Here is a 19,779-nt window from a genome sequence, read left to right on the forward strand (position 1 = left end):
GTGCGGGCGGAAGTGCTTAACTTGGACCCGTAAAAACGTTTCACCCCCTGTATCGCGGAAGGTCACCCTTGGACTACGAACGCCAGCCGTACAGAAGGTGCGGCCGCAGCGGCCTGCTCCTCCCCGCCGTGTCGCTGGGCCTGTGGCACAACTTCGGCGAGGGCAAGCCGATCGAGACCCAGCGCGCGATCCTGCACAAGGCGCTCGACCTCGGCATCACCCACTTCGACATCGCCGACCGCTACGGCCCGCCCATCGGCGCCGCCGAGTCCGTGTTCGGCCGGATCTTCCCCCGGTCGCTGCGCGACGAGGTCGTGGTCACCACCAAGGGCAGCAACCCCATGTGGGACGGCCCGTACGGGAAGGGCAACTCCCGCAAGCACCTGCTGGCCACGCTCGACCGCTCGCTCGCCCGGCTCGGCCTCGACTACGTGGACATCTTCTACCTGCACCGCGACGACGAGGAGACGCCGCTGGAGGAGCAGGTGGCCACGCTGGACCACATGGTCCGCACCGGCCGCACGCTCTACGTCGGCGTGTCCAACTTCTCCCCCGAGCGCACCGCGCAGGCCGCCAGGCTGCTGCGCGAGCTCGGCACCCCGTTGCTGGTGCACCAGCCGCCGTACTCGCTGCTCAACCGCGGCATCGAGGACGCGCTGCTCGGCGTGCTGGAGGAGGAGGGCGTGGGCTGCGTGGTGTACTCGCCGCTGGCCCAGGGTCTGCTCACCGACCGCTACCTGAACGGCATTCCGGCCGACTCGCGGGCGGCCGAGGGCCGCTTCCTGACCGCCGACCGGGTGACGCCTGAGGTGCTGGCGTTCGTCCGCTCGCTGTCCAAGCTGGCCGAGTCGCGCGGTCAGACGGTGGCGCAGCTCTCGCTGGCCTGGGCGCTGCGCGACCCGCGCATCACGTCGGTGCTGGTCGGCGCGTCCAGCCCCGAGCAGCTCGAGGCGAACGTGGCGGCGGTGGACCGGCTCGGCTTCACCGAGGAGGAGCTGGCGGCCATCGACCAGGCCGCCAAGGAGGCCGGCGTCTCCTCCTGACGCGCGATCTCAGGGCCCGGGCCGGGTCGCCCGCGGCGGCTCGGACCCGGGCCCCTGAGCGACGAAAGACGGAGGCCGGTACATCGATCGATGTACCGGCGTTTTCGCTCCTCGGGACGAGGGCGGGGTCCCGCGCGGCCAGCACAGTGGAGACTGTGACGCGACGCATCGACGCACTCGACGTGCTGCGCGGGGTGGCCATCCTGGGCACGCTCGGCACCAACATCTGGCTCTTCACCTCGCCGGCGGGGCCGCTGGAGGCTTTGAGCCCTTCGGGCGGCGCGGTGGAGACGTTCCTGCGGTTCCTGTCGAACGGCAAGTTCCTCGGCCTGCTCACGCTGCTGTTCGGGGTGGGGCTGGAGCTGCAGTATCGCAGCGCCGTACGCAAGGGGCTGCGCTGGCCGGGCCGGTATCTGTGGCGGGCGGCGCTGCTGTTCTGCGAGGGCGTGCTGCACTACGTGCTGGTCTTCGAGTTCGACGTGCTCATGGGGTACGCGCTGACCTCGATCGTGGTGGCGTACCTGGTGGGGCGGAGCGAGCGGGCCGTGACGGCGTGGATGATCGCGGCGGGCACCGTGCACCTGGCCATCGTCGCCCTGGTCACCGCCGCGCTGCTCGCCGGGCCCGCGCCGTCGCCGAGCGGGATGCCGCCGCGGGACTGGCTCGGCCAGGTGCGGATGCGGCTGGACAACGTCGTGGTCTTCCGCGCCGAGCTGGTCGTCATCCTGCCGCTGGGGACGGTGCTGTTCCTGCTCGGGGCGCGGCTGATGCGGGCGGGTGTCTTCGAGGAGCGCGGGGCGGCGCTGCGGGCGCGGCTCGCGGCGGTGGGGCTCGGCATCGGCGTGCCGCTGAATCTGGCCACCTCTTTCGCGGGACCGTCCTGGGCCATCGTGGACAGGTACGTGGCCGCGCCGCTGGTCTCCGTGGGCCTGCTGGCGCTGGTCACCTCCATCGTGCAGGGCATGCGCGGCGCGCCGGGCCCGATGCGGCGCAGCCTCACCGGCGTGGGGCGCACCGCGCTGTCCTGTTACGTGTTCCAGAACCTCGCCGCGAGCGTGCTCTGCTACGGCTGGGGACTGGGGCTGGCCGAGCGCTTCGCCGGCCTGCGGCCCTGGTGGGTGCCGGTGGCCTGGGCGGTGGTCTGCCTGGGCTTCATGGCGGGGACGTCGCTGTGGCTGCGCCGCTTCGACCGCGGGCCGCTGGAGCTGGTCTGGCAGTGGGCGTACCAGGCCCCATGGCGGACACGTGGCGAGCATGCGGCGGGCGCGGGCCAAGGCCGGGGTGTGAGTGGTTGACGGGGCCTTCGTGAACGCTTACCGTTCCGGCAGTCGGTGAAATTATCGACATCCTTCCGAAACTTTCGGAAACGTCCCTGGCATCCCCTGCTCCGGTATCGGAGGTCCGTACGGTGAAGCCCTTGATCCTCGCACTGGCGCTCGTGCTCGCCGCACCCGCGCCTCCTGCGCACCCACACCCCCACCCCCACCCCCACCCGGCGAAGGACCTGCGCCAGCTCGCCCAGCAGCACGGCATCAAGATCGGCACCGCGGTCGACATCGCCGCCCTGCGCGACGAGCCCGACTACCGCCAACGGCTCAACCGCGAGTTCACCCACGTCACCGCCGAGAACGCGATGAAGTGGGAGTCCGTCGAACCGGAGCGGGGCGTCTACACCTGGGACGACGCCGACGCCCTCGTCGAGAACGCCCGCCGCAACCACCAGCAGATCCGCGGCCACACCCTGCTCTGGCACAACCAGCTCCCCGCCTGGCTGACCAGCGGCGTCGAGGACGGCACGATCGACGCCACCGAGCTGCGCGAGATCCTGCGCGAGCACATCACCACCCAGGTGCGCCGCTACAAGGGCAAGATCCGCGCCTGGGACGTGGTGAACGAGGTCGTGGAGGAGGACGGCTCGCTGCGGCAGAGCATCTGGCTCCAGCACCTCGGCCCCGGCTACATCGCCGACGCCTTCCGCTGGGCCCACCGCGCCGACCCGCACGCCAGGCTGTTCATCAACGACTACAACCTCGAGTGGAACGCCCCCAAGATCGAGACCACCCTGTCCATCGTCAAGGACCTGAAGGCGCAGGGCGTCCCCATCCACGGCATCGGCTTCCAGGGCCACCTCGGCATCCAGTACGACTACCCCGCCGACTGGGCCAACGTCATGCGGCGCTTCGCCGACCTCGGTCTCGAGGTCGCCATCACCGAGCTGGACGTCCGCATGGTGCTGCCGGTCACCCCGGAGAAGCTCGCCACCCAGGCCGAGTACTACCGGCGCGCGCTCACCGACTGCCTGAGCGTCCGCGCCTGCCGCGAAATGACCGTCTGGGGCTTCACCGACCGGCACTCGTGGGTGCCCGGCTGGTTCGAGGGTGAGGGGGCGGCGACGCTGCTCGACGAGAACCTCGCCCCGAAGCCCGCGTACAAGGCGCTGCTGGCGGTGAGAGGCCGCAAGTAGCCCGGCCCGCCGGCGCCTTTCCCGGCATGGGGAGGCCGCGCGGAGATGCTCCGCGGGGCGTTCCCCTCATCCGGTCGCCGGGGCGGGGTCGAGGCGCTGGAGGAGGCCGTACACGAAACTGGCCCGGTAGGTCCGCCCGCCGGACGGGACGTCGACCGTCCAGTGGTGCGGCGCCGGGCCCTCCATCTGCACGGCGCCGGGAAAGCTCGCGCCGATGTCGGCCACCACGCACGTCCAGGGCGCCAGATCGGCCAAGGTGAGTGATGCGGCGGGGCCGGACGGGCGTACGAACCACTGGTTCCACAGCTCGTCACCGGGCCCGAGCAGCGCCTCGTAGGCGAGGCCCGGCCATGACGGGAGCGTCCAGCGCAGGACGGTGCAGGTGAGGCTGCCCGCCGGTCTCCTCCCCCGGTACGGCGCGGGCCCGAGCGCCATCCGCAGCGCCGCCGCCCCCTTGGGAGCCCTGGGCGCGTGGGCCAGCCGCGTCCAGTGCGCGTGCGCCGCGCGTACCTCGGCTCTCGACGCGCCCATCTCGCGCAGCGCCTCCTCGACCCGTTCGGGGTTGAGGTCGCGCATGCGATGCATCAGGGCGAGCTCGAACTCGCGTACACCGAACGTCACTCCCCCACCCTGCCAGCCCCGGCTCCGTCGCAGGAACTCGCACGGAGAGGCTGGGCCCGGCGCGGGGAGCCCGCCGTGGCCACCGCGCCGCCGCGGGACCCGGACCCTGGCCCGAGGCCCGCGACCGAGACCAGAGGGAAGGCGGAGACAGGGAGTCAGGGGGCAGGGCGTCCCAGGGTGTCCGGAGGACTCGACGGGCCTGACGGCCTCAGCGGCCTCGGCGGCTCAGCGGCTCGGCAGCTCAGCGGCTCGGCAGCTCAGCGGCCTCAGCGGCTCAGCGGCCTCAGCGGCTCAGCGGCTCGGCAGCTCAGCGGCCTCAGCGGCTCAGCGGCCTCAGCGGCTCAGCGGCCTCGGCGGCTCTGCGGCTCGGCGGGTCTGACCGAACCGGCGAGCGCGGCCGAACCAGCAGGTCTGACCGTCTCTGCGGGTCAGGCCGAACCGGCGCGGCCGACTCGACGAACCCGGCCTACTCAGCCGGCTCGGTCGGCTTGCCGGATCCGGCCGGAGGGCGCGCGTCGACCGCATCGGCTGTGGAGGCGGCCGGGGAACCGGCTGTGGAGGCGGCTGTGGAGGCGGCCGGAGAACCGGCCGTGAAGCTGGCCACGGATGCGGCCGTAAAGGAAGTGCCGTCCCGGGCAGCCTCGTCGCCGGCAGCCCCGTCGCCGGCAGCCCCGTCGCCGGAAGTGCCGTCGCCGGAGATGCCGTCGCCGACGTGGTCTGCTCCCGATGCGACCACGTCGGCCAGGGTGATCTCGCTGAGCAGCGCGTTCTCGTGGCTGCGCAGCCGCTCCCAGATGGCGGCGAGCGGCGCGGCCGCGCGGGGGAACGGCCGGGTGGCCTGTTCCGCACCCTCGGTGACGCGGATGACGTCGGCGAGGGCGATCTCCCCCGGCGGCCGGGCCAGCCAGTAGCCCCCGTCCGGGCCGCGCTGGCTACGGAGCAGCCCGGCCCGGCGGAGCTGGAGCAGGATGTTGTCACAGAACCGGCGCGGGATCTCCTGGCTGGCGGCGATGCGTTCGGCGTGGACCGGACGGTCGGCCGTGGCCAGGGCGAGCATGGCGCCGAGTGCGTACTGCGTGCGGGCGGAGATTCTCATACGAGGTCTGGGGCCGCCTCAGGCGGACGCCGTCGTCTCCTCCTCCTCGGCGCCGCGCTTCTGCAGCTCGCTCTCCACCGCCTCGACGGACTCGTTGGCCTTGTCGCGGCGGTATTCACGCACCGAGTACGCGATGGCGCCCGCCCAGATGATGGCGATGGCGATGTAGGCGACGGTCTGGACGTTGCCGGGGGCGTCGATCCAGTCGCTGCGCAGCAGCGTGCGGACGTTCGTGAGGATGATGATGCCGCCGACGGCGGAGCCGAGGATGCGCGGCGGGATGTGGCGGACCAGCCAGGCCGCGATCGGCGCGGCGATCACGCCGCCGAGCAGCAGCACGGCCACCCAGGCGAAGTCGATCCGCTCGGAGCCGATGCCGACGAAGAAGCCGACGCTGGCGGCAATGGCGACGATGAACTCGCTCGTGTCGATGGAGCCGATGACCTTGCGCGGGGCCAGGCGGCCGCTGGCGAGGATGGCGGGCGTGCCCACGGGGCCCCATCCGCCGCCGCCGGTGGCGTCGACGAAGCCGGCGACGAGGCCGAGCGGGGCCAGGAAGCGCCTGCGCAGCGGCTTGCCCAGGTTGCCGCGCGGGAGGCCGAACGCGGTGAAGCGGATGAGGATGTAGACGCCGAGCGCCAGCAGGATGAGCGACATCACCGGAGCCGCGACCTCGGTGGAGAGGCTGGACAGGAACGTCGCGCCGGCGAACGCGCCGATGGCGCCGGGGATGCCGATCTTGCCGACGACCTTCCAGTCGACGTTGCCGAAACGCCAGTGGGAGACGCCCGAGGCCAGCGTGGTGCCGATTTCGGCGAGGTGGACGGTGGCGGACGCGGCCGCCGGGTTGGTGCCGATGGCCAGCAGCAGCGTCGTCGACGTGACGCCGTACGCCATGCCGAGGCTGCCATCGACGAGCTGGGCCGCGAAACCGACCAGCCCGAGCAGGATGAGCGCTCGCACGATCTCCCTCTCCCTACCATTCCTACTATAGAAGTAGGAATAATACTTTAAGCCGCGCATCGTCCTGTCAAGTCACGTCCAGGTAAAGCCCATCCGGTTGCGAGCGGCTCCCCTCGTATCGGCAGGGTCCGAGAGGCGGTCGTCTTCCGTGGGTCCGGCGGCGGCACCTGTGCGGGTGGCGCACGACCGGTGCCGCCGCGCGACCGAGAGCACGGCGGGGGAACGCACGACCGATCGTCCCGGCTCAGGGCGCGGGGCCGGGGTTCAGCGCCGTGGTGTCACTCTTCTGTGATCAGGGCCTTGACCGTGAGGTCTTCCGGGCCGGAGGGGCCGTCGAGGTGGACGGTCACCTCCCAGACTCCGGCCATCGAGAACAGCTCGCCCTCGGCGGCGAAGCGGCCGGGCTCCCGTTCGGTGGCCGTCAGCTCCGGCATGGCGTGTCCCATGTCGGCCATCACCGCCGACACGTTCACCGTGTCGGCGTCGCCCCGGTCCACCACGACCTCCACCGTGCCGGGCCCCGGGGTGGGGTCGCCGATGAGCACCGTGGCGGCATAGCGGGCGCCGTTGCTGGTCACGCGGACCGGCTCGGCCGACGCGCTCCTGCCCACCACGAAGAACGTCACCGCCACGGCCACCAGCCCGGCGGCGATCAGCACACGTCTCATCGGCCGCTCCCCGTCATGTCACCCATCGCTTCCCCCGTCTCGCCGCGTGCCGCCTCCCTCGCGGCAGTCCACGCGGCCGTACCTGCCTCATTCCGCGCCGTGTCCCCCGCCTCGGCGCCCGCCGCGCTCTCCCCAGTGTCCTGGCCGGTGGCCTCACCCGTCGGTTCCGCCGCGGTCCCGGGCGCGTCACCTGTCACGTTCACCGTGAACGGGGCCGTGACGATGCGGTCGCGGGTGGCGTACTGGGCCCAGGCGAGGTAGCGGCCGGGCTCGGGGAAGCTGAACGTGAAGCGCAGGCGGGAGCCGGGCGTGCCCATCTCGTGGACGTGGCCGAGGAAGGAGCCGTCCTCGTTGCGCACCAGGAGGTGGCCGGTCATGCCGAGCCAGGGCCGTACGCCGGCGGGCGCGGCCAGCTCGATCGTCACCGGGCGTCCCGCCACGGGGACGGCGGGCCGCAGGACCGGTGCCGCATCGCCGGTCTCCGGTCGTTCCTCCTCGCTGTCGTCAGCGCTCCCCTTGCCGACCTGGAAGGAGGACGAGACGAGCTGGCCGCCCGAGTCCTCGCGTTCCAGCTCGGCGTAGGCCAGGTAGCGCCCCGAGCGGTCGGCGCGCATGCGCACCTCGAGGCGGCCCGGGGCGGTGCGGAGCGGGTGTACGTGGCGGAAGTACCGTCCGTCCTCGGAGGTGACGACCACGTGAGCGAGCGCCTCGTGGTGCACGACGAGGTCGTCAACGGGCCGCCCGGTCGAGCCGTCCAGGAGGTCGATGCGCAGCGTGTACTCCTCCCCGCGCCGGGCCGCTCCGGCACGGTGGAGACCCGGGCCTGCGCGTACGGCCGCCCGGCGGCGTTCGTGGCGGTCGGCGCGGCGCCGTCCGGCGGGGCGGGCGGGAGCTGCGGCTCGAACACGACCACCATGGCCGCCACGGTCACCCCGGCGGCGGCGACGGCGGCCAGCCCCATCGCCGGCCCGGCCGGCTCAGCGCCCCGGTGAGCAGACCGCCCACCAGCAGCAGCCCGGCCACGAACAGGCCGCCGTAGATGAGGAAGTCGCCAGGGGATCCACGATCGACGAGCACCCGGAACGGCACCACGGCGACCTCACCCCCGGCGCTCAGCTTGAGCTCGTGCGGCCCGGTGCGCTCGACCCGCAGCTCGGTGTACGCGGGGTCGGCGGCGGCGCGGGCGGTGCCGGTGACCGTACGGCCGTCCTCGACCGACCGGACCTCGAGGTCGAAGACAGGCCCGGCGACCGGCTCGTACGCGATCACCCCGATCCGCAGCGGCCCCGGCACCCGGGAGGTTCCTTTGATCACCACCGTGACCTCGGCGCCGGCGATGGTCTGCGCGAAGCGCAGGTCCGCGCCCGCCGTGACGTTGTGCGCCGCGGCGGGTACGGCCATCGCCAGCACCAGGACGGCGGCCAGCCACAGGGCTCGGATCATGCCCGCTCGGGGCGGGCGTCGGGCAGGAACAGCGCTCCGAGCGTCAGCCCGACGAGGCCGGCGACGACGGGCGCGCCGGTCCACAGCTCGGGCACGGCCGGCAGGCCGCCACCGGTCACCGAGGCGACCGCGATGTAGAGCGACCATGTGGCGAGCGCCGACAGCCCGGCGAAGGCCCAGTAGGCGCCGCGCCGCGTGGCCGACGGGCGCAGCCAGGCGATCAGCAGGTCGCTGACCAGGCCGCCCGCCACGATGGACAGCAGGACGGGCAGGTTCTCGAACTCGGTCTGCGCACCGGGCATGAGAACCGCGAAGGCGTACATGATCGTGACCGACCCGAAGGGCAGCTGCCAGCGACGGGCGAGCAGCAGCACCGGGGCGAGCAGGATGACGTTGCTCACGACCATGGCGGCGGCCAGGTCGCCCGCGCCGGAGTCACGGACGGCGGAGAACGCCTCCACGATCGTCTCGGGACGGTACTGCATCGCGTCGGCGTAGGACAGGAACAGCGACACCAGCGTGGTGGCGAACGCCAGCCCGATGATGGCGGGCAGCAGCCGCCCGAGCGTCGGGCTCTCGCCGATGTCGGGGGCGTTCCAGATGGAACGCACTGGAGTGGTGATGATGAGGAGCATCGTCGAGACCAGCCCGAGATGTGATGGGCTGAACAGAATGTCAATGTTCGTCTCGATGCCCAGAATCGTGTGCCACATCATGTCGGCGAATCCGAACGCCGCGAACGCGGGTATGGCGATCAGCCCGGCGAGATATCCCGCCGGCACCGCGGCGAGCCCTTGCCGCCCCGCGCGTACGTTGCGCCAGACCTGCCAGATGATCCAGCCGGCCACGACCGCGAACCCCGAGTAGAACACCGCGTGCCACGGCGTGAAGAAGGTCTCCAGCTCGGAGAGGTTGGTGTGCGCCCAAGCGTCGATCATCAATCCGACACCGAACCAGATGCCGAGCAGGGCCGTGACCAGGTCTGTCCTCGGGGTCACCCAGGTGCGAGGCTCCCCGGAATCCACCAGTAATCGCCGAATGCCGGCGTCGGCCATCGCCACTTCTTGACTCCTTTCCATCAGTGGAGAATCTAGCTCTCTTTCGTGAATTGGCGCGCGGCCGATGTTTTCAGCCGTGTTATTGACGCTGGGTACTGTGATGAACACGTAACGGACAGAAATTACCGTGATAAATGCCCATCTGTCGTGGTTCTCACCGGAGCGTTGGCTTGAGAACCGCCCTCGGCCTGCGCGATGCTGGTACGTCAGCAGCGATCGGTGGTCGATTCGGGGGTGGGATGAGCTCTTTGCGGGTCCTGCGCTGGCTGCCCTTCGTCGTGATGGCGGGTGTCGCGCTGCTGGACATCCTGGCCGGCCGTTCCCTCGTCTTCCTTCCGCTGCTCACGCTCGGCCCGGCTTTCGCGTCGGTGTCGGGCGGCGTGCGCCGCACCGCCTTCGTCGGCGCGGTGGCGCTGGGCATCTGCGTGCCCATGGCGCTCTACAACGAGATGCTGCTCACCTGGGAGAACTGCCTCACCGTCGTCGGCATCGCCGGCGTGACGGGCGCGAGCATGCTCGCCGCCAGGCTGCGGCTGCAGCGCGAGCGCGAGCTGGCCAGCGTCCGGCAGGTGGCGGAGGCGGCGCAGCGGGTGCTGCTGCGGCCGGTGCCGCGGCGGGCGGGCGATCTGCGGGTGGGACTGTCCTATACGTCGGCGGCCGCCGAGGCCCGCATCGGCGGCGACCTGTACGAAGTCGTCACCACCCCGCAGGGCGTACGCCTGCTGATCGGCGACGTGCAGGGCAAGGGCCTCGCGGCGGTCGAGACGGCGGCCTGGGTCCTCGGCGCGTTCCGCGAGGCGGCCTACGACGAGGCCGACCTGGTGGACATCGGCGAGCGCCTGGAGGCGAGCCTGACCCGCCATCTGACCAGCGAGCAGTTCGTCACGGCGATCATCGCGGAGATCCACGACACGGAGGTGTCGCTGGTGAGCTTCGGCCACCCGCCGCCGCTGCTGCTCCGCTCCGACGGCGGCGTGCAGGTCGCCGAGCCGCCGGATCAGGGGCTGCCGCTGGGGCTCGGCGTGTTCGACGCCGCGCGGGCCAAGCCGTACCGGGTGCCGTTCCACCGGGGCGACCGCATCCTGTTCTTCACCGACGGCGTGATCGAGGCGAGGAACGCCGAGGGCGAGTTCTACCCACTGGAGGAGCGGACGACGCTGCTGCGCCGCGAGGACCCGCAGGTGGCGCTGGACGCGCTGCGGGCCGACCTGGTCGAGCACGTGGGCGGCCCGCTGCTGGACGACGCGGCCATGCTCCTGATCCATCGCCCAGGGCACTGATCCGCCGCCGGGTGGCGGTCAGGCGCCGCCGGGCACCAGCGGGACCGTGGTGGACTCCCGCACCACCAGATGGCAGGGACGGGGGTGGCGACCGGGCGACGGCTTGCCGTTGATGGCGGCGAGCAGCATCTCCGCGGCGGTGCGGCCGAGCCCGTCGAGGTTCATGTCGACGCTGGTCAGCGGCGGCTGGCTGGCCTCGGCCATGACCTCCCAGTTGTCGAACCCGACGAGCGCCACGTCCTCCGGCACCCGCCGCCCGACGGCTCGCAGCGCATCGGCGACGCCCCGGGCGATCTGGTCGCTGCCGCAGAACACCGCGTCGAACTCGGTGCCGGAGGCGAGCAGCATCCCGACCGCCTGACGCCCCCACATCTCGCTCCAGGCGCCGTAGAGCGGCGCACCGGCGAGCGCGAGCCCCGCCTCGGCCAGCCGCTCCTCGGCGGCGGCCGCGCGGACACGGGCGGAGTGGTGGTGCTCGGGCCCGGTGATGTGGGCGATGCGGGTGCGGCCGATCGCCATCAGGTGCTCGACCGCCTTGCGCGCCCCGCCTTCCTCATCCGGTACGACCGAGCAGTCGGCCGGGTCGGTGGAGCTGATGAACGCGTAGACCACGGGCACCGGCAGGTCACGCCCGATGGGCGCGCGGGCCTCGGTGCGGCGGCCGGTGACGATGATGCCGTCGACGCGGCGGCTGAGCAGGGTCTTGACGTGGTACTGCTCGCGGATCGGGTCGCCGCGCCCGTCGCACAGGAACACCGACATCTGCCCGGCGCCCAGCGCGTCCTCCGCGCCCATGAGGACGGGGATGCTGAACCGCCCGATGGTGTCGGTGGTGATCATGCCGACGGTGTACGTACGTCTGGAGTGCAGGCTGCGGGCCCCCGCGTTGACCTCGAAGTTGAGCTGCCTGGCCGCGTCCCTGACCCGCGCGCGGGTCTCCTCGCGCAGCGAGCCCCGGCCGTTGAGGGCCTTGGAGGCCGTGCCCACCGACACCCCGGCCAGCGCCGCGACGTCGGAGATCGTGGGGTGACGCTCCAATTTCCCCATCGCTTTCCCCCTGCTTTCCCGAAACCTCGCTCCCGCCATCCTACTGGCGGTGAGATCGGGCCGGTCGGGCGAGGCAATCGATTGCTAGGACTTTCCTCACATGTACGCGGTCCCCGAGCAGACGGCGCGGTGACGTGACCTCGTCCCGGCGGGTAAAGGGACTTTGGTCCCTACCTGTACGGCCGGTGCGCCGGGCACGCTGGCCAGGTGACGTACCAGGAAGACGGGCTGAACGGCGCCCGGGATCTGCGCGAGCTGCCCGCTGCGGAGGCGATGCGGCTGCTGGCGAGGGCGCCGCTCGGCCGCATCGTCTTCACCCGGCACGCCCTGCCGGCGGTCAGGCCGGTGAACCACGCGGTGGTGGACGGCGCGATCGTGATCAGGACCACCCCCGGCATGATCATCGGCGGGCACATGGAGCAGGCGGTGGTGGCGTACGAGGCCGACGAGCTGGACGGGCAGGAGCGGCTCGGCTGGAGCGTCATCGTGACCGGGGTGGCCGCGCCGGTGACCGACCCCGAGGAGGCGGCCCGGCTGAGGGGCCTGGTGCGCCCGTGGGTGACGGGCGAGATGGACCAGGTGATCCGCATCCGGCCGGAGATCGTCACGGGGTTCGTGCTGGTGCCCGCGCAGGTGGCGTACGAACCGTCCTGATCGGCGGGGGGCGCGTCACGGCCCCTTCCCGCATCGACCCGGCCGCTCGATGGAGCCGCCGTCATGGCCTCTTCCCGCATCATCCGGGCTGCTCGATGGGGACGCGCCATATCAGCCGGGTGCCGCCCTCGCCGGGCGTCTCCAGCTCGGCCGTCCCGCCCAGGCATGCGGCGCGCTCCTCGATGTTGCGCAGGCCGCTGCGGCGTCCGCCGCCGCCCACGCCGACCCCGTCGTCGGTGACCGTCAGCGTGAGCACGCCGCCCCCGACCTCGACGGACACCTCGGCGCGCGTGGCGCGTGAGTGGCGTACGACGTTGGACAGAGACTCGCGCAGCACGGCGAGCAGGTGCTCGGCGACCGGCTCCGGCACCAGCGTGTCGAGCTGCCCCTCCATGCGCAGACCGGGCATGAACCCCAGGTGCGCTCCCGCGCCCTCCACCAGGCCGACGATCTGCGAGCGCAGTCCGGGCACGGCCTCCTCGTGCGGCCCCTGGAGGGCGAAGATGGACGAGCGGATCTGCCGGATCGTCTCGTCCAGCTCGTCGATGGCGTGCTGGAGCCGCTTCGACGCCTCGGGATGGTCCACCAGCCGCGCGGTGCTCATCAGCGTCATCGCGGTCGCGAACAACCGCTGGATGACCACGTCGTGCAGGTCCCTGGCGATGCGGTCGCGGTCCTCCAGCAGGCTCAGCCGTTCGGCGTCGCGCCGGACCTCGGCCAGCTCCAGCGCGATCGCGGCCTGGCCCGCGTACGACTCCAGCATGCGCCGGTCGGCGTCGCTGAACGGCAGCCTGCCGCTGCGCTTGGCCAGCGCGAGCACGCCGCGCACGCTCGGGGCGGCGCCGAGGGGGATCATCAGCCCGGGTCCGTGGCCGAGCTTGCGGGCCGCGGCGGACGTGTCGGGCGCGTCCCGCAGGTCGCGTTCGGCTCGCGGCTCGCCGCGCGTGAACACCTCGCCGAGCGCCGTGCCGGACATCCCGTACGTGGTGCCGAGCAGCTCTTCCGCCCGCTCGCCCTCGGCCACCTCCACCGTCAGCGTCCGGCCCTCCGGGTCGGGCAGCAGCACCACGACGACGTCGGCGTCGCACATGTCGCGGGCGCGGGCGGCCATGGTGCTCAGCACCAGCCGGGTGTCGGCGCCGGACAGCAGGCTGGTGGTCACCTCCGCGGACGCCTGCAGCCAGGTCTCGCGGCGGCGCGACTCCTCGTACAGGCGGGCGTTCTCGATGGCGACGCCGGCGGCGCTGGCCAGCGCGACCACCACGGCCTCGTCGTCCTCGTCGAACTCGCCGCCGCCGCGCTTCTCGGTGAGGTAGAGGTTGCCGAACACCTCGTCGCGTACGCGGAGCGGCACGCCGAGGAAGCTGCCCATGGGCGGGTGGCCGGGCGGGAAGCCGTACGACTCGGGATGGTCGGAGATGCGGGCCAGCCGCAGCGGCCTGGCGTCCTTGATGAGCAGGCCGAGGATGCCGAGGCCGTGCGGCCAGTGCTCGATGCGGGCGATCTCCTCCTCGGTCAGCCCGACCGGGATGAACTGGACGAGCGTCTGATCTTCCCCCAGCACGCCCAGAGCGCCGTAGCCGGCGTCGACCAGCTTCGTGGCGGTCTCCACGATGCGGCGCAGCACGGTCTCGAGGTCGAGGTCGCTGCCCACGGACACGACGGCCTCGAGCAGCGCGTGCACCCTGTCGCGGGTGGCCAGCACCGCGTTGAGCCTGGTCTGCAGCTCCGCCAGCAGCTCGTCGAGGCGCATCTGGGGGAGCAGCGGGCGATGCTCGCTCTCCGACATACGGCCAGTGTCGCACCGGGGGTCGCCGGGGTCGAAACCTGCCCGCGCTCATCGCAGGGCCGCTGTAGAGTGATCACACGACTACGCAAGGTGACGAAGGGGTGGCCCATGCTCGATCAAGCCATCGCCGGTGCGGCGCAGCACGGGGCGGACGCCCTCGACCCGCTCGGCGTCGCCGGGATCACGATCGTGTGGGCCGACAACAACGGCATCCCCCGTTCCCGTACGGTGCCGGCCGCCGCGTTCGACGCCGTGGCCGAGCGCGGGGTCGGGATCACGCCGCTGTTCGCGGTGTTCGACTCCCACGACACCATCTGCTTCGGCCACGCCCCCTTGGGCGGGCCTTCTGGCGACATCCGGCTGGTGCCGGTCGTCGATCGGATGGTCCGGCTGGCCGGGCAGCCGGGGTTCGCCTGGGTGCCGGGCCGCCAGGTGGCGGCCGACGGGTCGCCGTGGCCGTACTGCCCGCGCGGGGTGCTGGAGCGTCAAGTCGAACGGGCGGCGGCGCTGGGGCTGGAGTTCCGGGCCGGCGATGAGATGGAGTTCCACCTGAGCCGGGCCGGCGACGATGACGGCGACGGCGAGGTCCGCCCCATCTACGACGGTCCCTCCTACGGTCCGGCCAAGATGCTGTCCGTCGACGGCTTCGCCGAGCAGCTGCTGCGCGACCTGCACCACAACGGCGTGCCCGTGGTCCAGTTCCACGGCGAGTACGGCCCCGGGCAGTTCGAGTTCTCGCTCGCCCCCGCCGACCCGGTCACGGCGGCCGACCGGCAGCTGCTGGCCCGCCAGACCGTGCACGCGGCGGCCAGGGCGCACGGGCTGCGGGCGAGCTTCGCTCCCCTGGTCACGCTCGGCCAGGTGGGCAACGGCTGGCACCTGCACACCTCGGTGTCGCGGGCCGGACGCAACCTGCTGTCGGGCGGCGACGTGCCCGCGGGGATGACCGCCGAGGGGGCGGCGTACCTCGCGGGGCTGCTGCGCGATCTGCCCGCCGTGGTGGCGGTGACCGCGCCCAGCCTGTCGTCGCTGCAGCGGCTGCGGCCCGGCTACTGGTGCGGCGCGTACGCGTGCTGGGGCGTCGAGAACCGCGAGGCGGCCCTGCGTCTGGTCCCCGCCACGCCGCTGCTCGGCCCCGGCCACGCCAACGTCGAGCTGAAGCCGTCCGACGCGGCCGCCAACCCCTACCTGGCGCTGGCCGTGGTGATCGCCGCCGGGCTCGGCGGCATCGAAGAGGGTCTCGTGCCGCCCGCCCCCGTACAGGACAACCCCGGCGACTGGAGCGAGGCGCGGCGCGCCGAGCACGGCGTGCACCGCCTGCCCTCGACGGTGGAGCAGCAGCTCGGGGCGCTGCTGGGCAACGCCCGCATCCGCGGGGCGCTGGGCGAGGACCTGACCGACGCGTTCCGCGTGGTACGCCAGTCGGACGCGGCCAGAGCGGAGGGCCAGGACGCCGCCGAGATCGTCCGCTCGTACCGCTGGCTCTACTGACCCTGCACGCTGGGTGGATCCTCTACGACAGGGCGGCGACGAGCCGCCGGCGGCCTGGCCGGGGGCTTGGGCCGTCCTGTGCCGGCGGAGCCGTGGCGTGGCCGATGCAGAGAGCATGCCGTGACGCTGTGGTGACGCTGTCAAAGAGACGGTCACGGGCGGGTGAGGGTAGCGGCTCGCGGTGCGGAGCGGGCGCACCGGCGGGAACGTCTGGGTGCATGGCAGATCTTCCCGTTGACGACCGGGCGGACTTCGAGGCCGCTGACCGCGGATTCGTGGCGGCGCTGGACCCGGCGACCGTGACGGCCGACGGGCGCGCGGTGTGGGACACCGAGTCCTACTCCTTCCTGCAGCAGGAGTGCCCGGACACGGCGCATCCCAGCCTGTGGCGGCAGGGGCAGCTGTGCGTCAAGCAGGGCCTGTACGCGGTGACCGACGGCATCTACCAGATCCGCGGCCTGGACCTGTCGAACATGACCCTGATCGAGGGCGAGCGCGGCGTCATCGTGGTCGACCCGCTGCTGTCCGTCGAGTGCGCCGCGGCCGGGCTGAAGCTCTATCGCGACCACCGGGGCGACCGCCCGGTCACCGCGGTGATCTACACGCACTCCCATGCCGACCACTTCGGCGGGGTACGCGGCGTCACCGGCGGCGGTGTGCCGATCCTGGCGCCGGCCGGGTTCATGCACCACGCGGTGTCGGAGAACGTCTACGCCGGCACCGCGATGAACCGGCGCGCCACCTACATGTACGGCCCTGCTCTGCCCCGCTCGCCGGAGGGCCAGATCGGCTGCGGGCTCGGCATGACCACGTCGACCGGCACCATCTCCCTCATCCCGCCGACCAAGGACATCACCCGTACCGGCCAGGAGGAGACGCTCGACGGCGTGCGGATCGTCTTCCAGATCACCCCGGGCACCGAGGCCCCGGCGGAGATGAACTTCCTCATCCCCGACCGCCGGGCGCTGTGCATGGCCGAGAACGCCACGCACACGCAGCACAACATCCTCACGCTGCGCGGCGCTCAGGTCCGCGACGCCCGTGTCTGGGCGCGCTATCTCACCGAGGCGATCGCCCTGTTCGCCGACCACGCCGACGTCGTCTTCGCCTCCCACCACTGGCCCACCTGGGGCCGGGAGAACATCGTGCGGTTCGTCAGCCGGCAGCGTGACATGTACGCGTACCTGCACGATCAGACGCTGCGCATGCTGAACAAGGGCATGACGGGCATCGAGATCGCCGAGGCGATGCGGCTGCCTCCGGCCCTGGAACAGACGTGGCACACGCACGGCTACTACGGCTCGGTCAGCCACAACGTCAAGGCCATCTACCAGCGCTATCTGGGCTGGTTCGACGGCAACCCGGCCCATCTGTGGGAGCATCCCCCGGTCGAGCAGGCACGCCGGTACGTCGAGTGCATGGGCGGGCGCGAGGGCGTCCTCGCCTTCGCCCGCCGCTACCTCGACGACGGCGACCTGCGTTTCGCCGCCTCGCTGCTCAACCACGCGGTCTTCGCCGACGAGCACGACGACCAGGCGCGATCGATGCTCGCCGAGGTCTACACCCGGCTCGGCCACGGCTCCGAGAACGGCACCTGGCGCAACTTCTACCTGGTCGGCGCGCTGGAGCTGACCGGCGGCGTCGTCCCCGCCGATATCGACACCTCCTCGCCGGAGCTGATGGCGGCTCTGACGGTCGAGCAGATCTTCGACTCCCTGGCCATCCGCGTCGACGGCCCCCGAGCGTGGGAGGAGAGCCTGGCCATCGACTGGCACCTGACGGATCTGAACCAGTACCACCGCACCACGCTGTCCAACGGCGCGCTCATCCACCAGGCCGATCCGCCGCCACGGCAGCCGGCGGACCTGACGCTCGCGCTCACCAAGCAGCAGCTTCTCGGCCTGCTCACGGGCCGGCCCGCCGACGGCATCGAGCACGAGGGCGACATGAACGTCCTGGCCCGCCTGATCGCCGTCCTGGAAGACCCCGATCCCGCGTTCGCGATCGTGACGCCGTGACCTCTCAGGCGAACGGGCCGGCCATGCCCTTGGCGAGGAACGGCAGGCCGGACGCCAGGATCATAGGAGGGTGCACCCACCTGGCCGGCGTGGATCGTGCTGCCTTGCGCGGGCGGCGTTGCGCCGCGGACTGGACGCGCTCCCGCAGCCGGCTGCGCACGCCGTCACCGGCCCTTTCGGCTCCTGCTGCCTGCCAGCGCGCCGATCAGGATCCCGACGACGGTGCATGCCACCAGCGCGACCCACAGCGGGGCGGTCACCGCGATCGTGAACAGGCGGATCACCGCGTCCTGCCGGTTCTGCAGGATGAACGCGACCGCCAGCACCAGCAGCACGAGCGCCAGCCACACGCGCGGCGGCACCGCCCCGAGACGGCCTCCCGGACCCTGCTCTGCCACGAAACCCTCCAGATGTTGTGAGCGCCGATGTTTCGATCAGGCCGTCCCCAGCGCGACCGGAAGGGCGGCTCGGCCCGCCTTCCCCGCCGTCTGGGCTGTCGCCTCAGGAACCGCCGTGCCGGCCGGGACGCTCCCATCGCTGACGGCGTCGAAGCGGCCGGCGGCTGGCTGACCGGGGTCCACCGAGCATGCGCGACGTCCACGGCATTCGTCGCCGTACACGCCGAACACTGCGCCGCATATGGCGTGCGGCTGGGCAATCTTGCCGAAAACCAGAACGGCGACCCTGGGCGGCGGGCGCGTTCTCGAACGACTTCCGGCGCGCCCTCGCTCTTCGCCGGGCGGTTGCCGGTCGCTTCGCCTGAGTTACCGGCCTGCCGGCGCCCAGGGCGGAGGACGGTGATCGGCGAACGCACGAGGCCGTAGTGAGCCTGTCGGTGAGCGCGAGGGATGGCGGGTTGCGGACAAGACCTCCCCGAAGTGCAGTGGTCTCATCGGATGGGGAGGCCGGTGACCGCGCGGCCGATGATCAGGCGCTGGATCTCCGAGGTGCCTTCGAAGATGGTGTAGATCTTGGCGTCGCGGTGGAAGCGTTCCACCGGGTGGTCCCTGGTGTAGCCGGCGCCGCCGAGGATCTGGATGGCCTGTTCGGTGACCCACACGGCGGTCTCGCCCGCCACCAGCTTCGACATCGAGCCTTCCGCCTGTTCGAAGCGGCGGCCGTTGCGGGCCATCCAGGCGGCGCGCCAGGTGAGCAGGCGGGCCATGTCGACGCGGGTGGCCATCTCGGCGAGGAGGAAGGCGATCGCCTGGTTCTCGCCGATCTTGCGGCCGAACTGGGTGCGTTCGCGGGCGTAGTCCCTGGCGTACTCGAAGGCGGCGCGGGCGATGCCGACCGCCATGGCGGCGACCGAGGGGCGGGTGGTCTCGAAGGTGCGCATCGCGGCCTGCTCGCCTGCGCGCTCGCCGTTGCGTACGCGGGCCAGCCGCGCCTTCAGCTTCTCCTCGCCGCCGAGCAGGCACGAGGCGGGCACCCGGACGTCCTCCAGGACGACCTCGGCGGTGTGGGAGGCGCGGATGCCGTGCTTGCGGAACTTCTGCCCCATGGACAGCCCCGGCGTGCCGGGCGGGATGATGAACGACGCCTGGCCTCGGGTGCCGAGCGAGGGATCGACGGAGGCGACGACGATGTGAACGTTCGCGATGCCGCCGTTGGTGGCCCAGGTCTTGACGCCGTTGAGCACCCAGTCGCCGCCGTCGCGGACGGCGCGGGTGCGGATGGCGCCGACGTCGGAGCCGGCGTCGGGCTCGGAGGCGCAGAAGGCGCCGAGTTTGACGTCGTTCTCGGTGCCGAACATCTGTGGCAGCCACTCCCCCATCTGTTCGGGGGTGCCGTTGGCGGCGAGTGCGGCGGCGGCCAGGCCGGTGCCGGTGATCGACAGGCCGATGCCGGCGTCGCCCCAGAAGATCTCCTCGAACGCCACGGGCAGCGCCAGCCCGCTCTCCTCGAACCACTGGGTGGCGAAGAAGTCGAGGGAGTACAGGCCGATCTTGGCGGCCTCCTGGATGACCGGCCATGGGGTTTCTTCGCGCTCGTCCCATTCGGCGCCGGCGGGGCGGATCACGTCGCGGGCGAAGGCGTGGACCCAGTCGCGCACCTCTTTGACGTCGTCGCTGAGCTCCGGGCAGAAACCCGTCATGTCGCCGCACCCCTCGGACCGCGTCGCCGTTTCGCGGTGGCAACAC

General features: G+C 72.0%; 20 protein-coding genes. 8 read left to right on the forward strand and 12 right to left on the reverse strand.

All coding sequences use genetic code 11. The features are described 5' to 3' along the window. Positions 1-68: 68 nt before the first annotated feature. From WBK31_RS20015 to WBK31_RS20025, 3 genes are all read left to right on the forward strand, one after another. Positions 69-1,043, forward strand: a complete 975-nt coding sequence (locus tag WBK31_RS20015) for an aldo/keto reductase (RefSeq protein ID WP_364053716.1) — start codon at positions 69-71, stop codon at positions 1,041-1,043. 155 nt (positions 1,044-1,198) lie between these two features. Continuing rightward, positions 1,199-2,338 (forward strand): DUF418 domain-containing protein, encoded by a 1,140-nt coding sequence (locus WBK31_RS20020; protein WP_364053719.1) that lies wholly within the window; start codon positions 1,199-1,201, stop codon positions 2,336-2,338. A gap of 122 nt (positions 2,339-2,460) precedes the next feature. Beyond that, positions 2,461-3,507 (forward strand): endo-1,4-beta-xylanase, encoded by a 1,047-nt coding sequence (locus tag WBK31_RS20025; RefSeq protein WP_406675396.1) that lies wholly within the window; start codon positions 2,461-2,463, stop codon positions 3,505-3,507. A 66-nt stretch (positions 3,508-3,573) separates the two neighbouring features. On the opposite strand, the gene WBK31_RS20030 is transcribed toward WBK31_RS20025, so the two are convergent. The 5 genes from WBK31_RS20030 to WBK31_RS20050 form a co-directional block, all read right to left on the reverse strand. Continuing rightward, complete coding sequence (locus tag WBK31_RS20030) at positions 3,574-4,128, reverse strand: hypothetical protein (RefSeq protein WP_364053725.1); 555 nt, start codon at positions 4,126-4,128, stop codon at positions 3,574-3,576. Between the two features lie 466 nt (positions 4,129-4,594). After that, a complete protein-coding gene (locus tag WBK31_RS20035) occupies positions 4,595-5,224 on the reverse strand; it encodes an RrF2 family transcriptional regulator (protein ID WP_406675397.1) in 630 nt (209 codons plus the stop codon). Between the two features lie 18 nt (positions 5,225-5,242). Next, on the reverse strand, positions 5,243-6,187 hold the full coding sequence (locus tag WBK31_RS20040) for a sulfite exporter TauE/SafE family protein (protein WP_364053731.1): 945 nt from the start codon (positions 6,185-6,187) through the stop codon (positions 5,243-5,245). Positions 6,188-6,465: 278 nt separating this feature from the next. Then, entirely contained in the window at positions 6,466-6,855 is a 390-nt protein-coding gene (locus tag WBK31_RS20045; RefSeq protein ID WP_364053734.1) for a FixH family protein, read from the reverse strand. Then, positions 6,852-7,550, reverse strand: a complete 699-nt coding sequence (locus WBK31_RS20050) for a hypothetical protein (RefSeq protein ID WP_406675398.1) — start codon at positions 7,548-7,550, stop codon at positions 6,852-6,854. The genes WBK31_RS20045 and WBK31_RS20050 overlap by 4 nt, the downstream gene beginning before the upstream one ends. On the opposite strand from WBK31_RS20050, the gene WBK31_RS20055 reads away from it, so the two are divergent. After that, positions 7,551-7,847 (forward strand): hypothetical protein, encoded by a 297-nt coding sequence (locus WBK31_RS20055; protein ID WP_406675399.1) that lies wholly within the window; start codon positions 7,551-7,553, stop codon positions 7,845-7,847. On the opposite strand, the gene WBK31_RS20060 is transcribed toward WBK31_RS20055, so the two are convergent. Both WBK31_RS20060 and WBK31_RS20065 read right to left on the reverse strand, forming a co-directional pair. Continuing rightward, positions 7,783-8,298 carry a hypothetical protein gene (locus tag WBK31_RS20060; RefSeq protein WP_378788099.1) on the reverse strand — a complete coding sequence of 172 codons (516 nt, stop codon included), beginning with the start codon at positions 8,296-8,298 and terminating at the stop codon, positions 7,783-7,785. The two genes, WBK31_RS20055 and WBK31_RS20060, sit on opposite strands and share 65 nt — an antisense overlap. Continuing rightward, positions 8,295-9,296, reverse strand: coding sequence for a hypothetical protein (locus WBK31_RS20065; RefSeq protein ID WP_378788097.1), 1,002 nt, complete (start codon positions 9,294-9,296; stop codon positions 8,295-8,297). Before WBK31_RS20065 ends, WBK31_RS20060 begins: the two co-directional genes overlap by 4 nt. 299 nt (positions 9,297-9,595) lie before the next feature. On the opposite strand from WBK31_RS20065, the gene WBK31_RS20070 reads away from it, so the two are divergent. Next, a complete protein-coding gene (locus tag WBK31_RS20070; protein ID WP_364053743.1) occupies positions 9,596-10,636 on the forward strand; it encodes a PP2C family protein-serine/threonine phosphatase in 1,041 nt (346 codons plus the stop codon). Positions 10,637-10,654: 18 nt separating this feature from the next. Here the strand turns inward: WBK31_RS20070 and WBK31_RS20075 are convergent, their stop codons facing one another. Next, complete coding sequence (locus WBK31_RS20075) at positions 10,655-11,683, reverse strand: LacI family DNA-binding transcriptional regulator (RefSeq protein WP_406675400.1); 1,029 nt, start codon at positions 11,681-11,683, stop codon at positions 10,655-10,657. A gap of 207 nt (positions 11,684-11,890) precedes the next feature. On the opposite strand from WBK31_RS20075, the gene WBK31_RS20080 reads away from it, so the two are divergent. Then, a complete protein-coding gene (locus WBK31_RS20080) occupies positions 11,891-12,337 on the forward strand; it encodes a pyridoxamine 5'-phosphate oxidase family protein (protein ID WP_406675401.1) in 447 nt (148 codons plus the stop codon). Positions 12,338-12,416: 79 nt separating this feature from the next. Here the strand turns inward: WBK31_RS20080 and WBK31_RS20085 are convergent, their stop codons facing one another. Beyond that, on the reverse strand, positions 12,417-14,126 hold the full coding sequence (locus tag WBK31_RS20085) for a GAF domain-containing protein (RefSeq protein WP_364053752.1): 1,710 nt from the start codon (positions 14,124-14,126) through the stop codon (positions 12,417-12,419). A 108-nt stretch (positions 14,127-14,234) separates the two neighbouring features. Here WBK31_RS20085 and WBK31_RS20090 point away from each other — a divergent pair, with 108 nt between their 5' ends. Then, positions 14,235-15,617, forward strand: a complete 1,383-nt coding sequence (locus tag WBK31_RS20090; RefSeq protein WP_406675402.1) for a glutamine synthetase family protein — start codon at positions 14,235-14,237, stop codon at positions 15,615-15,617. A gap of 218 nt (positions 15,618-15,835) precedes the next feature. Further along, complete coding sequence (locus WBK31_RS20095) at positions 15,836-17,635, forward strand: alkyl/aryl-sulfatase (protein WP_406675403.1); 1,800 nt, start codon at positions 15,836-15,838, stop codon at positions 17,633-17,635. A 4-nt stretch (positions 17,636-17,639) separates the two neighbouring features. Here the strand turns inward: WBK31_RS20095 and WBK31_RS20100 are convergent, their stop codons facing one another. The 3 genes from WBK31_RS20100 to WBK31_RS20110 form a co-directional block, all read right to left on the reverse strand. Next, positions 17,640-17,795 carry a hypothetical protein gene (locus tag WBK31_RS20100; RefSeq protein WP_378788088.1) on the reverse strand — a complete coding sequence of 52 codons (156 nt, stop codon included), beginning with the start codon at positions 17,793-17,795 and terminating at the stop codon, positions 17,640-17,642. 4 nt (positions 17,796-17,799) lie between these two features. Next, a complete protein-coding gene (locus WBK31_RS20105) occupies positions 17,800-18,033 on the reverse strand; it encodes a LapA family protein (RefSeq protein ID WP_364053761.1) in 234 nt (77 codons plus the stop codon). 491 nt (positions 18,034-18,524) lie between these two features. After that, the gene (locus tag WBK31_RS20110) at positions 18,525-19,733 is read right to left on the reverse strand and encodes an acyl-CoA dehydrogenase family protein (RefSeq protein WP_364053764.1); all 1,209 of its coding nucleotides are present in this window, start codon (positions 19,731-19,733) and stop codon (positions 18,525-18,527) included. Positions 19,734-19,779: the final 46 nt, after the last annotated feature.

Source organism: Nonomuraea sp. N2-4H (assembly GCF_045291505.1).
In the GTDB taxonomy this organism is placed as follows: Bacteria; Actinomycetota; Actinomycetes; order Streptosporangiales; family Streptosporangiaceae; genus Nonomuraea; species Nonomuraea fastidiosa.